The 13,237-nt window shown below is 64.2% G+C and carries 14 protein-coding genes and 1 riboswitch; of the genes, 4 read left to right on the top strand and 10 right to left on the bottom strand.

The genetic code is table 11. The annotated features are described in order from the left end of the window. The first annotated feature begins 317 nt into the window (after positions 1-317). Positions 318-1,376 (top strand): hypothetical protein, encoded by a 1,059-nt coding sequence (locus P9M14_15835; GenBank protein ID MDP8257216.1) that lies wholly within the window; start codon positions 318-320, stop codon positions 1,374-1,376. Between the two features lie 357 nt (positions 1,377-1,733). On the opposite strand, the gene P9M14_15830 is transcribed toward P9M14_15835, so the two are convergent. The 6 genes from P9M14_15830 to P9M14_15805 form a co-directional block, all read right to left on the bottom strand. Next, positions 1,734-2,918 carry an 8-amino-7-oxononanoate synthase gene (locus P9M14_15830; GenBank protein ID MDP8257215.1) on the bottom strand — a complete coding sequence of 395 codons (1,185 nt, stop codon included), beginning with the start codon at positions 2,916-2,918 and terminating at the stop codon, positions 1,734-1,736. After that, a complete protein-coding gene (gene bioB / locus P9M14_15825; protein ID MDP8257214.1) occupies positions 2,915-3,886 on the bottom strand; it encodes a biotin synthase BioB in 972 nt (323 codons plus the stop codon). Before bioB ends, P9M14_15830 begins: the two co-directional genes overlap by 4 nt. A 63-nt stretch (positions 3,887-3,949) precedes the next feature. Next, positions 3,950-4,270: a hypothetical protein gene (locus P9M14_15820; GenBank protein MDP8257213.1), complete on the bottom strand. Its 321-nt coding sequence runs from the start codon at positions 4,268-4,270 to the stop codon at positions 3,950-3,952. Between the two features lies 1 nt (position 4,271). Then, positions 4,272-4,517 carry a hypothetical protein gene (locus P9M14_15815; GenBank protein MDP8257212.1) on the bottom strand — a complete coding sequence of 82 codons (246 nt, stop codon included), beginning with the start codon at positions 4,515-4,517 and terminating at the stop codon, positions 4,272-4,274. 121 nt (positions 4,518-4,638) lie between these two features. Then, the gene (locus P9M14_15810; protein ID MDP8257211.1) at positions 4,639-4,836 is read right to left on the bottom strand and encodes a hypothetical protein; all 198 of its coding nucleotides are present in this window, start codon (positions 4,834-4,836) and stop codon (positions 4,639-4,641) included. A 159-nt stretch (positions 4,837-4,995) separates the two neighbouring features. Next, the gene (locus tag P9M14_15805) at positions 4,996-7,029 is read right to left on the bottom strand and encodes an MMPL family transporter (GenBank protein MDP8257210.1); all 2,034 of its coding nucleotides are present in this window, start codon (positions 7,027-7,029) and stop codon (positions 4,996-4,998) included. 250 nt (positions 7,030-7,279) lie between these two features. Here P9M14_15805 and P9M14_15800 point away from each other — a divergent pair, with 250 nt between their 5' ends. Further along, the gene (locus P9M14_15800; protein ID MDP8257209.1) at positions 7,280-7,519 is read left to right on the top strand and encodes a zinc ribbon domain-containing protein; all 240 of its coding nucleotides are present in this window, start codon (positions 7,280-7,282) and stop codon (positions 7,517-7,519) included. A 71-nt stretch (positions 7,520-7,590) separates the two neighbouring features. Next, the gene (locus P9M14_15795) at positions 7,591-8,877 is read left to right on the top strand and encodes a glycosyltransferase 87 family protein (protein MDP8257208.1); all 1,287 of its coding nucleotides are present in this window, start codon (positions 7,591-7,593) and stop codon (positions 8,875-8,877) included. 222 nt (positions 8,878-9,099) lie between these two features. On the opposite strand, the gene P9M14_15790 is transcribed toward P9M14_15795, so the two are convergent. Genes P9M14_15790 through P9M14_15780 form a run of 3 tightly spaced genes read right to left on the bottom strand, consistent with a single transcriptional unit; the run spans position 9,100 to position 11,190 of the window. After that, a complete protein-coding gene (locus tag P9M14_15790) occupies positions 9,100-9,687 on the bottom strand; it encodes an HRDC domain-containing protein (protein MDP8257207.1) in 588 nt (195 codons plus the stop codon). Continuing rightward, positions 9,680-10,699, bottom strand: a complete 1,020-nt coding sequence (locus P9M14_15785) for a hypothetical protein (GenBank protein MDP8257206.1) — start codon at positions 10,697-10,699, stop codon at positions 9,680-9,682. The genes P9M14_15790 and P9M14_15785 overlap by 8 nt, the downstream gene beginning before the upstream one ends. Before the next feature lie 8 nt (positions 10,700-10,707). Continuing rightward, positions 10,708-11,190: an ATP-binding protein gene (locus P9M14_15780; GenBank protein MDP8257205.1), complete on the bottom strand. Its 483-nt coding sequence runs from the start codon at positions 11,188-11,190 to the stop codon at positions 10,708-10,710. 261 nt (positions 11,191-11,451) lie between these two features. Next, a riboswitch (SAM riboswitch) is annotated at positions 11,452-11,541 on the top strand. A 5-nt stretch (positions 11,542-11,546) separates the two neighbouring features. On the opposite strand from P9M14_15780, the gene P9M14_15775 reads away from it, so the two are divergent. Next, complete coding sequence (locus tag P9M14_15775) at positions 11,547-12,017, top strand: hypothetical protein (protein MDP8257204.1); 471 nt, start codon at positions 11,547-11,549, stop codon at positions 12,015-12,017. A gap of 279 nt (positions 12,018-12,296) precedes the next feature. Here P9M14_15775 and P9M14_15770 read toward each other — a convergent pair. Next, positions 12,297-13,237: ATP-binding protein (locus P9M14_15770; GenBank protein ID MDP8257203.1), on the bottom strand; the 941-nt coding region annotated here is incomplete at its 5' end.

The raw sequence follows: 13,237 nt of genomic DNA, 5'->3' as shown, positions 1-13,237 counted from the left end.
GGCCGATGTAAAGTTGCATTGGGCTGTCCTCCTCAAAGTTTGTGTCGTATGAGCACGTTTAACGTTTGAGGCTGTTTTATCAAACAGACCTCGAGGACAGCCCTCTTTCATGTATACGCTGCAAAACTCGCGTATTACCCTGATCGCTGGCCAAAGAACCGCACCGCGACGCGCAGAGTAGTGTTGGACTTTGAGCTTGGGGTGCTTCCTCGTTCTTGCGGAATCTTGCACGCCTCGTAAACGAACCTCATGAATAATCCAGGCTAACCATTGCGGTCTTGCTGGAAAACGGTCGGCAACCGCAATACACTTTGCCCATGAGAATCAAAATAATAGCGGCCATCGCATTGGCTCTGCTGCTGTGCCCTCTGAGCGCTCACGCGTCGTTCGTCGCCGCGGGGCTCGATTTCACCAAGGGCGTGGGCGTAGTGCTCGTCGAGTCGGCCCCGGGCGAGCTACGGGCGCTGGAACTGCCGCCGCTGCACGGCAAGTGGTACATCACCGGCGCAGCATCCCAGCCGCGCGGAGGCGGCGTGCTGCTGCTCGGCGCGGATCGCGGGACCGGCCAGGGCCTGCTCTTGCGACTGGACGGCGACAAGATAACGCCGCTCAAGCTGCCGCGGCTCGAGGGCAACTGGATGCTCACCGCCGGAACGTTCGTCGGCGCGGATCGGGCATTGCTGGTGGGCTACGACCAGGCGCGCGGACTGCCGATCGCCTTGGCCGGACAGGCGGCGCAGTGGAGCTTCGAGAGCTTCCCCGCAACCATGGGCCGCATCGAGCTGCTTGACGTGGACGGTACCCACGAGCTGGCATTCGCCGCGGGAGTCAACCGCTCGACCAACAAGGGCGCGCTGTTCGTGCGCCAATCCGGCACCTGGAGCGAGCTGAACGTGGCCCAGCGCATCGAGGAGAGCTTCCGCTTCGAGGGGCTGGCCGTATTTGGCGGCGAGGCGCTAATCGTGGGCAGCGCAGGTCAGGTCGAACGCGGCCTGATCGTGCGCGTGAAGTACGACGGGCAATCGGGCCTGAGCTTTAAGCCCGAGCTGCTGCCCGAGGTCTCGCGCTCATGGACGCTCTACGACGTCTGGGCCGCGGACGACGGCTCGACCGCCGTGGCCGTGGGCAGCGATCTTTCAAACCGTCGCGGCATTTTGCTCGAATACTCAGCGGGCAAGTGGAGCTCGGCGATTATCGACGACAACGTGGAGTTGATCGCCGTGGTCATGGCGCCGGGCAATCGGCTGTTGGCCGTGGGACAGGACCAGGTACGCAAACAGGGCGTGGCCTATCTGCGCGAAGGGCGCAGTTGGCGGCGGCTGGACCTGCCCGAGGTCTCGTTCAACTGGCTGCTCACCGGCGCGATCAACCGCTAGACAGCTTAGAGCTGCAGCATGGCACGCGAGCGAACCAGGGTCGTAGCCCAACGCCCCTCCCCGCGACGGCACCTTAGAGGTGCCACAAAACTCGCGGCACCTTTGAGGTGCCACAAAACTCGCGTAGTTCGCTGGTCGTAGCGCAACGACCTTCTCCGCGTCGGCACCTTAGAGGTGCAGCAAAACTCGCGGCACCTTTGAGGTGCCACAAAACTCGCGTAGTTCGCTGGTCGTAACGCAACGACCTTCTCCGCATCGGCACCTTAGAGGTGCAGCAAAACTCGCGTAGTTCGCTGGTCGTAACGCAACGACCTTCTCCGCGTCGGAAGATGGGGGTTGATAAATATTGTCACCACATTACCCACCAACCCTTTCAACGGATTGCGCCGCGAGCTGCGCAAAGGCGCGGGCCGCAAGTTCCAGGTCGGCCGGGCAAAGGTCCGCGCGCAGGCTGATGCGCAAACGGCTGGTGCCCTGCGGAACAGTGGGCGGACGGATCGCCTGGACCCAGACCCCCTGATCCCACAGCAAACGCTGACCGCGCAGGGCCGCGGCCGGATCCCCCAGCAGCAGCGGCACGATCGGGCTTTGGCCGCTGGGCGCATCGAACCCATATTCGCGCAGACGATGGCGCAGCTCGTCGGCGGAACGCAGCAACGCGGCGCGTTGGGCGTCCATGCCCAAGGCGATCTCGATTCCCATGGTTGCGGCCGCGGCTGTCGTTGGGCTGGGCGCGGTGCTGAAGATCAGGCTGCGGCAGCGGTTGATCAGAAACTCGCGCAGAACGCGCGATCCGGCGACGAACGCACCACTCGATCCAAAGGCTTTACCTAATGTGCCCACCAGCGCGGCCACGCGTCCGCTCACACCATGCTCCGCGGCCAGGCCCGCGCCGTGGGGCCCGAGCACGCCCAGGGCGTGGGCCTCGTCGAGCACCAGCCAGGCGTCGTGCCGTTGGCACAGCTCGGCCAATCTGGATAGATCGGGTGAGTCTCCGTCCATTGAGAACAGCGTCTCGCTGACCACGATCCGCCGCCGCGCCGTGCGCGCCTCGATCAGTCCGCGCTCCAACGCGTCCAGGTCGAGGTGCGGGTAGATCAGCTTGCGCGCCGCGCTCAAACGCGCGCCGTCGATGATGCTGGCGTGGTTCAGCTCGTCGGAGAGCAGCGCGTCCTCGGGACCGGCCAGGGCGCCCAACAGGCCGACGTTGGCCTGATACCCCGAACCAAAAGCCAGCGCCTCGGGCAGCTCGACCAGCTCGGCGGCCGCGCGCTCCAGTCGGCGCAACAACTCGCAATCGCCGCTGATCAGCCTGCTCGACCCGCTGCCCGTGCCGTGTTCGCGCGCCGCGTGCGCCGCAGCCTGGGCCAGCCGCGGGTCGCCTGCCAAACCCAGGTAATCGTTGCCGCACAGCAGCAGCAGTTCGCACCCCTCGACCCTGACCCGCGGACCCCGGCGCTCATCGATTTGCGTCAGCCGCCGCAGCAGGCCGTTGCGCTCGAGGGTTTCCAGTTCAAGTTGCAGCTCGCGCTCAAGGCTCATCGCAGCGGTTCCAGTCCGGCGGACGCGATCAGCTCCAGGTCGCTGTGCGGATCCGCGCCGGAGGTTGTGAGGTAGTTGCCGATCATCAGCCCGTCGGCCCCGGCGTTGAACAGCGCTGATTGTTGCGCTCCCAGGTTGTGCTCGCGGCCGCCGCAGATCTGCAATCCCGCGTGCGGCAGCAGCAGCCGATAGACCGCGACGATCCGCAGGCACTCGCCGGACGTCAGGCGTTGTGATCCGGCCAGCGGTGTGCCCGGAATCGGATGCAGGAAGTTCAGCGGCACGCGATCGATCCCGGTCCGGCGCAGGGCCAACGCCAGGTCCACGCGTTGCGCAAAATCCTCTCCCATGCCGAAGATCCCGCCCGAGCATACGGCCAGGCCGGCGTCGCGGGCCGCCCGGATCGCGGCCAGGTTGTCGGCCCATTTACGGGTGGTGCAAATTTGCGGATAGAAAGATTGCGCGCATTCCAGGTTGTGGTGTACGCGCTCCAGGCCCGCCGCGGCCAGCAGCGCCAGTTGTTGACCGTCGAGCAGTCCCAGGCTGACGCAGGGCTCCAAGCCGATGCGCTTTACGCCGGCGACCATCAGCGCGATTCGCTCGAGCTCTTCGGAATTCGGTCCGAGACCCGAGGTGACGATGCCAAAGCAGCTCGCGCCTTGGCCGTGCGCCGCACGAGCCACGTCGAGCACCGATTCGATGTCGAGCAGGTCGTAAAGCTCGATCTGTGTCAGATGGTGCGCGGACTGGGCGCAGAACGCGCAGTCCTGGCCGCAGCGGCCGCTCTTGGCATTGACGATCGCGCAGAGAAGTACGCGGCGGCCGCGCAGCTCGTCGCGCACTTGCGAAGCTGCGGAGAACAGCTCGGGCAGGGCGCTGTCGGGCAGTTGCAGCAGCTCGATCGCCGTGGCGCGATCGCAGCCATCACTGCCTAGGGCCCGGTCCAATGCGTGCTCGATCAGCTTCATCGGCCGACTGTCACATCGGAGCGAATGGCTGTCAACCTACCGGGCGGGACGGTTGACGGCGGTCTATTTGAAGTGTACGGCGATCCCGCCGATGATCGCGCCGAGCAGCAGGCCGCCTACGTGGGACAGGGCCAGCGCGAAGCCGCCCACTGCGGCCACCGCGCCGATCAACGGCAATCCGGTGAGGGCCGAGCCCAGGAAAAGCAACAGCACGCCGAACAGCGCGGCGGGCAGGATTACGGCCAAAATCGCGCGTCCCACGCCGCCGGCCTTTTGTCCGCCGACGAACCCCGCGATCAAGGGGCCCAGGGTCGGCAGCCAGAACAGCAGCAGCGAGAGCAGGCACATCCAAAGGATCGCCGAGACAATGCTTCCTTCTTTCAAATTACGCCCTCCATACCGCTGTATATGCTGCGGGCCGCGCTAAGCCCTGGGTGTAGTTGGCCACGGGTTGCTTGAACACCCAGCCGTTTGGAATGGAATCGCCAATCTGGATCCGGTCGCCGACCACGAAGGGCTTGCGCACCAGCAGGTAGAGCACGATCACGCCCAGGGTCGAGACCATGTGCATAAGCAGCACCGGCTCGAGCCCCAGATATTGCTCGATCAGCTCCAGCAGCCGCTCGTACAAATTTCCCTCCGCGCGCATCGGTCAGGCGCAGACGAATATAGCACTACGGCAGGGTCAGCATCACGCGGTAGATACAGGTCGGCCCGAGCTGTCCTTGCAGCCAGAACTCGTCCGGGTCGTCCTAGGGCGAGGAGTAGTTGTAGATCACGAATTGGTTGTCCCAGGGGCCGGGCACGTAGGCGGCGAAGCCGGTGTCGCCCTGGCTGGGCAGGTCGAGCACGAAGTCCACGCGCAGCCCGTCGCGCCCCAAATCGTAGTTGCCGTCGGGCGTGACGTTGCGCCGACCCACGAGATAGACCTCGTTGTTGTGGCGGAACATCCGCGGCGAGTCGTACTTGCCCAGTCGCGGCCGTTGTCCGTGGTCAGCCAGTGGACTTCCATCTCGCCGCCCGAGCCCGGGTCGTAGATGTTCTCGCCGCCGATGTAGCCGATCAGGTACGGCACGCCGTCGATGGTCTTGGCGCGCCAGGCGTAATGTTCATGTTTTATCAGCCTCGTCCTGACGCGGCGCGTCAAAGAAGATCAGCAGCGCGGGAAGCAGGGTCAGCGAGCTGAGCATGCACGCGGCAATCCCGATCACCAGCACCAGGCCCAGTCCGGCCATGCCGCGATGGGAACACAGCAGCAGCGAGCCGAACCCGGCGATGGTGGTCAGCGAGGTCACGACCACCGCCTTGCCCGTGTTGCCCAGCACCGCGCCCATGCCGTCGCCGGCCACGCTACGCCGCAGGATGTGCACGCCGTCGTCAATGCCGATCCCCAGCACCAGCGGCAGTGCCATGATGCTCACGAAGCTCAGCCGCACCCCGGCCAGCGCCATGATCGCGGCCATCAGCAGCGCCCCGGCGGCCACCGGCGCCAGGGCCAGCAGCGAGCGCCGCAACGAGCGCAGGTCGGCCAGCAGGATCAGCCAGATCGCCAACGCCGCGCAGAGCAACATGCGTTGCGCGTCGTCGGCCATCGCGCCCCAGATGCGCGCACTGAGCAGCGCGGGGCCGGTGGCGTTCTCATCCTCCGCAGCCAGAGCCTGCGCCAGGGCCAGCATAGAGCCCTGGTCCCAGTTGCGCCCCGCGGAAAAGGCGTAGACCAGGTAGCCGCCATCCACGGAGGTGAAGCGCCGCCGGGCGGCCTCGATGCCCGGCGCGTCGCCCAGGGCCAGGATTGCGGGGGGCGCGAGCACGCGTCCCACTGCCGGATCTTTGCGCAACTGCGCGGCCATGCCCCAGGCGTGGGCCAGGGAGTCGGCGCGCGCCACGCCGAAGTTCAGGCCGAACTCGAAGCGCTGATCCAGCTCGCGGAACAGACGCACCGCCTCGCCCTCGAACTCGCTGCCCAGCACGTCGCTGTCGTAACGCAGTTGGAACGCGCCGATCCCCGCGACTACGCAAAGCGCCGACCACAGCGCAATCCAGCGCTTGGGATGCCTCTCGATGGAACGCCCCAGTCCGGCCAGCATTGGCGAAGTAAAGGCCGCAGTCTTGCGGAAACTAAAAATCCGTTCGCGCAGCAGCAGCAGCGCAGGCAGCAGCAGCAACGTGGCCACCAAAGTGAACAGTATCCCTAAGCAGCCGATGATTCCGGCCTCGGAGAAACCGCGCAACGACGCCAGTCCGATGGTCAGAAACGCTCCGGCCGTGGTCAGAGCGCCGGTGAGCACGCTACGCCCTGCGCCGGAAAGCGCGGCGACCAGCGAGTCGGCAACGCTTGAGCCCGCGGCGCGCTGCTCGTCGAATCGCGCGATCAGATGCACGCCGTAGTCAATGCCCAGCCCGGCGAGCACCGGCACGAACGGCATGGTCAGCAGGCAGAGCCTGCCGTAGAGCAAATCGGCCGCGGCCAGGGTCCAGGCGATTCCCACGCACAGCGGCAACGCCGCGATCAACGGCGAACTGAGCGAACGGAAGGCCACGGCAAAGATCGCAATCACCGCTGCCAACGCGATCAGCGTGGTCAGCGGCATATCACGCTCTAATGCGCGCTGCTTCTCGACCACCAGCAGCGGATTGCCGCCGAGCCTGAACGTGACTCCAGGCTGTTGCGCCAAACCAGCATCGCAATCGCGGCGAACTTCCTCGACCAACTGCGAGGCAAAGCCGAACTGGTCGGCGCGGCCCTGACCAAAGACCAGCAGCAGCACCATCCTTCCGTCGGTGGAGGCGTAGTAGGCCGGATCGTCGTTGCTCTGAGTCGGCGGGCGATGGTCGATCCAGGCCACGGATTTAAGCTGCGTCAGCCGCGCGGCCAATCCATCGGCCGCAACCTGCAACCGCGCCTGGTCGTCCGCCTCCAAGGCCACGATCAACGGATCGAGCTCGCCCAGCTCCTGCCGCAGGCGCTCGTATGCCGCCACCTCGGGTAGCTGTGGATCGAGCAGCTCGAGCAGCGAGACGTTGAACTCGATGTGGCGCGCCGCATAGCCCGCGACAATGCCCGAGGCCAACACGACCACAATCAAAATTGGCCAGGCCCGTATAATCAGCCGAGCCAACAGAGTGAATGCCGAACGCGCCATGTCCGCGCGATTCTAGCGCAGATGTTTTTAATCGGCACCCGTGGCGCGTTTCGGGCAGCTTGACACGGCCGGAAGATGTGGATATAAGCCCCATCTCGATACGCGAGAAACCAGGGGGAACCCATCAATATATAGGCAACGCTATTTATTGGTTCTGCGCATTGACGATGAATAATCATGGGAGTTGGGACGTATTGATTTTGGGACCGCGTTGGGGGCGGGCCCTGAAAAGAGGTGTTAAATGGCAATTATGATCTGTCCCATTTGCGGCTGGAAAGTCAGCGATGCCGCACCGGCCTGCCCTTCCTGCGGCACGCTGATAAACGGCGCCAAGCTCAAGGCGATCCGCCGCGCAGCCGAGCAGGAGCTGCCTGAGCCCAAGCAGAAGCGGAGCGATCGGCTCGGCAGTTCGTCGGTGGCCGTCTTGTTGACCTTGGTTTTCAGCGTATTGGGCCTAGGCATTTTGGCGTTCACATATCTACCGCGTTGAGACCCATCTTTTTTAGCGGAATAACCCGATAAAATGAGAAATCTTGGCCTGCCTGCGGTAGGTTGAGAGGCGTGAGCGCAAGCACGAAACAAACCCACCGGCGTGATGGCGCCTTGGTTTTAGTGCTGCTGGTCTTGGCGCTGCTCGGATCAATGCGGCTCTACACGCTCGCCCAGGGCGGCGTGGGCCTGGACTTCTACCAGTTCTGGGCCGTGGGTCGGGCAATACAGCTATCGCCGATCACGGATATCTACTCCGCAGACGGACGCTCGATCGTGGCCGCGCGCATGGCAGCGTTGGCTGTGGAGCAACCGCAGCAGGCGCGTCTGGGGGCGGCGGTCGCGGCGCGGCCCGAGCTTGAGCTGTTCGCATCGCCGCTGTTTTACGCGGCCTACGGTCTGCTCGCGCGGCTGGACTACGAGCGCGCCCATTGGCTGCACTTCTGGCTGAGCCTATTCGCCGGGTTCGCGGCCGTGGCGCTCTGGGGCCGGATGCTCGGGTATCGACTCGCAATGCTTGCCGCGGCGCTGGCGGTCTACTACGTGGCTTTTGCGCCGCTTGCCGCGGATGTGTCGGTGGGCAACTCCAACCAACTCCAGATGTTGCTGTTGGCCCTGGCCGGGTGGGCTTTGCTCGCTCGCGGCCCATTGGTGCGCGATGTTGGCGCCGGGTTGGTGTTGGGTCTGGCCGCATTGTTTAAACCCACCCTGGCCTTGGTCCCGCTGCTGCTGATCGGATCGCGGCTGTTTGAGCGACGCTGGTCTGCTGCCGCACGCCTGGCGCTGGGTTGCGCCCTGGGGTTGCCACTGGCCGCGGCCTTGGCCTATCCGCTGCTGGGCAGCGTGGAGTGCTGGGCCCAGTGGATCTCCGGCCTGGGAGCGCTTGGTCCGTCCACCATGCGCTGGCAAGCGGGCAACTACTCGATCAGCCTGCTGCTGGGCAAGATCAGTCCGCTGGCGAGGGCCGTCTGGCAGACGCAGGTGCTCGCGGCATTGCTCTACGTGCTCTGGCGCAGGGCAAGACGTGGATCTGCTGCACCTGTCAACGCTCGGGGGCAACGCGACTTGCTGCTAATAGCCCTTGGGCCCCTGGCGTTGATCCTGCTCTCGCCTCTGGCCTGGTCGCACTATTATCTGTTGTGCGCGCCGTTGGTGCTGTGGCTCTTCGCGCCGCTGTCCGTTCGCGGCGTTGCGTTGCCCAAGATGCGGATCGTCCTGGCTGCAGTCGGACTCGGGCTGCTGTGTCTGCCGCTGCTGCTCGCGCCCCTGGGCCTGGCGTGGTACGAGGGATTTGGCTACTGCATTGCAGCCTTGGTTCTGGTTCTGTCTTGCCTGGCTGATCGGCCAACTAGCGCCTGACCGATATCCGTCTATTCGCCCAAGTCGTAGAGCGCGAAATACCCGACCCCGACCTGCTCGCGCAGTTCGGGCAACATCGACGAACATTGATTGATAATCAGGCGAGCTGAGCCAGCGCCTCGACCAGCAGCGACTGGGACGAGGCCGCGACATTGGCCTGGGCCGCAGCGGGAATCAGGACCAGCGGTCAACAGCAGGAGCTGTCGGCCGGGAGCACGCATTTTATCGGGCTCGCGCCCGACCGTTGTTCCCCTGTTCGCGGGCCAGCACGTCGATGATCTGGGCGCCGTAGCGCTCGACGCGCTGCAGGCCGAAGCCCTCGATCACAGCCAGGTCGTCGCGCGATTGCGGCCGCAACTTGACGATCCGCGCCAAGTGGCTGTTCTTGGCCACGGCGTAGCGCGGCAGCGACTGCTTTTCGGCGATTTGGGTGCGCCAGGCGCGTAGCGCCTCGTAGACTTTGCGCTCACCCTGGTCCAACTCGTTGTAGGGGTCCGCGGGATCGGGCTGCTTTTGCTTGGGATTGGTGGAGCCTGGAGCTGCTTTGCCCGCGTCCCCCTTGGGCCGGCTGCGTTGCTGTTGCTGCTGCTCAGGCGCGGGCTTTGCGCCCTGTTTCGCCTGCGGCGCGCCGGAGTGAATCACCGTTACGGCCATGAAGTGTTCACCGTCTTGCGCAAAAAATTGCTGTTCGGTCTGCAGCACGTGGTGCTGGTCGCAGAACCGGCGCAGCTCGCGGTCGTCAAAGCACCCCGCGGCCTTGTCAAAACGCAATGTGAGCAGCCGTACCTGTTTGCCTGCGTCATTACCCATCGTCATCTCCCCTCGTTTTGGTGCTTGTCGTTGGTCCAAAGTCCAGCGTGTGCCAGACCGCGACGATCGCCAGGGCGGCCAGGGGCACGGCCGCAGCCACCCAGCGCTCGGCATTGGCCCCCTCGTACAGCGACGGGAACAGGCAGCCGGCCAGGGTCAGCGTACCGAGCACGGCCACGTCCTTGGAGCCCGTTCGGCGCAACGCGATGCCGACGACTGCGCCGATCCCCACGATTGCGGTCCAGTCGAGCCCGAACCAGTACAGGGCGTCGTTCACCGGCCTGGTGCAGGCGAAAAGTGCGGCCGACTTGTTAGTCCCGGCAGCCCCGCCTAGCAGCGTTTTAGCGCCGCCGATCCAGGTTCGCATCAGCGACGGGGCCTCGGGCCAGACCGCCATGGCCGTGAGGTCGACCGCGAGTATGGTCAAGACCATCGGCGCCGCTGCGACGAGCATTTTATTGCGCCCCCAGAGGTACAGGCCCGCGGCGCAGGCCACGACAAGCACGGGCGCGGCCTCGGCGTGGATCACCAGCAGCAGGCCGATCGAGAGCCCCAGCAGCAGCGGCCGGGGCCGTTTGGCCAGCAGGCTGCCGATCATCAGGGCCAGGGCCGGCAGCATGAACATGTTGTCGTCCTGCTCGGCGCTGATATGGCGCACCGCGGGCATGAACAGCAGCACCAACGGCGCGGCCAACGTGGTGGCCCACGAGCGGGTGGAAAGACGGGTGGCCAGGGCCAGGCCCAGAGCGCCGGACGCGACCAGGGCCACGGCCAGCCAGCGCCAGACGATATAGTGGTAGGGCTGGAACGCCCAGCAGGCGCGCACGCACAGCAGCGGCAGCGGTTTGCCCCTGATGTACGGTTTGGACGGCTGCTCGTGGTTTTGCATGGCGCGGAAGAAGCGTCCCACGTCCCAGTCCACTGCCCCGGCCTGATCGACCACGATGTTGGCCAGCACCAGGCACTCGATTACCAGCAGCAGCAGCAACAGCCTGTGAGCCTGTTTGGTCATCGAGCCACCTACAGCGGCCGGTCGAGGGAACGGTAGCCGATCGCCTCGGTCAGGTGGTGGCTCGCGATGCGTTCGGACCCGTCGAGGTCGGCGATGGTGCGGCCGACTTTGAGGATCCGCGAATGCGCGCGGGCGCTCATGCCCAGCCGCTCGAAGGCGTTGGCCAGCAGAGACTTGGAACGCTCGTCCAGGACGCAGTGATTTTCGATCATCCGCGGCGACATTTGGGCGTTGCAACGCACGCCGTTGGTTCCGTTGAACCGCGCGGCTTGGACCTTGCGCGCCGCGTTGACCCGTGCGCGCACCTCGGAACTGGCCTCGCCCCGGCGCTCGCCGGACAGCTCGACGTAGCGCAAGGCCGGGACCTCGATGTGGATGTCGATGCGGTCCATCAGCGGGCCGGAAATGCGCGTGCGGTAGCGCTGTATTTGGCGGGTGGTGCACAGGCAGGTGCGCACCGGGTCGGTCAGGTGACCGCAGGGGCATCCCACCGTAGCTCTACTACAAACGGTATAAAGATGGGCTAGAGCTTTAACCGCCAGAATTCAAAGAGTTACCGCGGACGCTGGCGATAAATTCGTGTACACGGGAATTTTCTTAGCGGTTTTTAAACATTAGCCATCGGCTACATTATGAACATAATGTGGGCTTGAAAATCGATCTAAATGAGACATCTGACCACCCCAAAACGGCTCTTTACAAGCCGCGCGATGGCGCATATTCTGTGAGCGAATAGTTGTTCTTTTTCTTTCTATCCATCACGAGTCGGCGAGGGACGCGGCCCTATGACCCGACGCCAACCGGCCTCTGTGGCACGGTGGCAATGCTGCGAACGATGGAGGACACCATGAACACCGAGCAGTCCAGCTTTATCAAGAGTCACTGGAGCAACGAAGGTCGTTTCTCGCCCGAGCAGGCGCAGATCCTACGCGCGTGCCGCTGCCATCAAGCGGACCTGCTGCAGCTCGACCCCTGGATGCCGTACCCGCAGCGATCGTGCAGCTTCGCCTTCGGCGAGCAGGCTCGGCCGCTACCGATCGGCGCGTTATTCCTGCTATGGGAGCAGTGCCCGGTCTTCACCACCTCTTGCCAGCACTGCGGCGGCAGTGCGTGGGGTGTGTACTTCGGCGGGCTACTCAGCGTGGGCGGGGTGGTGGCGTATTGCTCAAGTTGCGGTCTGAAGCACTTCAACAGCCTGGGCGGGTTCAGCTTCATGGCGAACTTGGTGCGCCCCTACCTGGAATCGACGCTTTTCAAGATCGCGCGGATGAGCTATGGCGGCTGGTGTAGAGCCACAAAAGCGATGGTCCGAATTTAGGATACGACCCTCATGCGCCGGGACCTTCAAGCGAGTTTCCAATCGGTTCGTGCAGGCGGATTCGCGCTTGGAGTGCCCTTGGAGTGCCGATTGAGCTCCCGTATGGAACCGCTTGGAGAAGGCGCCTCGAAAAAGCACTTTCGCGGCTCGTTTTCATGGTTGTTTCTGATGGAAGTTTTTGTCCCATAAGACTTCCACCCAGCGCAGGCGGGATTAGATTGGCGGTCGCAAGTATCCCCAAAAACTGGATTCGGGAAAATCGGCATGAGGTTGAGCGCGTTATTTTGCTTGGTCAGCGATCAGGAGAAAATGCGGATCGAGTATCCGGCCGGCCTCGGGTTTTTCATCGCCATTGCCTTTTGAGCGGCGCCGGCCGGAAGCGTTTTTGAGGTTTTCACGAATAATCAGCTCAATAGCCTTTTCGAAATGATCCATCCGCACTTCCACGAATTCCAGGGGAACATGATCTTGCACGGTCTCCTTCACACAGGCCATGCCTGCCTCGCGGCAGGCAAGTTCGATCTGCGCGCCGGAAAAGCCTGGTGTGAGGCGGGCAAGTTCATGGGGGTCAATATCGCTGCCGACTTTCATCCCGGCCATGTGTTTTGCAAAGATGGCCGCGCGGCCTTCGATACCCGGCGGCCCCATGTGGATCGTCCGGTCGAAGCGACCTGGGCGGCGTAGCGCGGGGTCCACGTCGTCGGGGCGGTTGGTCGTGCCGATGACGAAGATGTGGCCGCGATCCTCCAGGCCGTCGAGCAGGACGAGCAGTTGGGATACGAGAGTCTTGTGATGATGCCCTTCCGCGAGGCTTCGGGAGGAAGCGATGGCGTCGATCTCGTCGAAGAGGATTACTGAGGGCGCAAGTTTACGGGCTCGCTCGAAGATCGCGCGGATCCGCTCCTCGGCCTCGCCGACCCACTTGGATAGCGCCTCCGGCCCGGAGACGATCTCGATGTGCGCGCCGGATTCACCGGCCACGGCCTTGGCCAGCAATGTTTTGCCGTTGCCTGGCGCGCCGTAAAGCAGGACGCCCCTGCTGCCCTTGGCGCCGATGTGCTTGAAAATCTCCGCGTGCTTGATGGGCATCTCGACGTAGTCGCGCACCGCCTCCACTGCGGCGTTCTGTCCGCGCACATCGTCATATCGAGTGGGAGGGATATTGCGAATGACAGGGCGTGACGATGCGCCGCTCCCGACATGGACCGCCATCCCGCCTT

Source organism: Candidatus Alcyoniella australis, assembly GCA_030765605.1.
Classification (GTDB): Bacteria; Lernaellota; Lernaellaia; order JAVCCG01; family Alcyoniellaceae; genus Alcyoniella; species Alcyoniella australis.
Note: the sequence above shows the minus strand (reverse complement) of the source record. Positions and strands in the feature narration are given on the sequence as shown.